The 240-nt window shown below is 48.8% G+C and carries 1 pseudogene; it reads right to left on the reverse strand.

From position 1 onward, the window contains the following. Positions 1-240 (reverse strand): annotated as a pseudogene (locus tag LJE11_RS19595) (recombinase family protein); the annotation flags it as partial.

Below are 240 nucleotides of genomic sequence, written 5' to 3' on the forward strand. Positions count from 1 at the left end.
ATTCCTGAATGGCTTCCACCCATTGTTTTGCGTCATTGGCAAGCTGGACTTCATCGGACAGCCGCTTTCTGCCCTCGGACACTTTTGTTTTAAGTTCCGTCTGCTCGGTCTGTGTCTTTTCCAGCATGGTGTTGAAGTTCTGCTCACTGATACGCCCTGCAATCATATCTTCATAAAGCCGCATTACCATTTTGTCCAGAACCTCAATCCGTTCCTCGTCCCTTGTAAGGGAGCGTTCCA

Source organism: Blautia sp. DFI.1.216 (genome assembly GCF_020594215.1).
GTDB classification, from domain to species: Bacteria; Bacillota; Clostridia; order Lachnospirales; family Lachnospiraceae; genus Blautia_A; species Blautia_A wexlerae.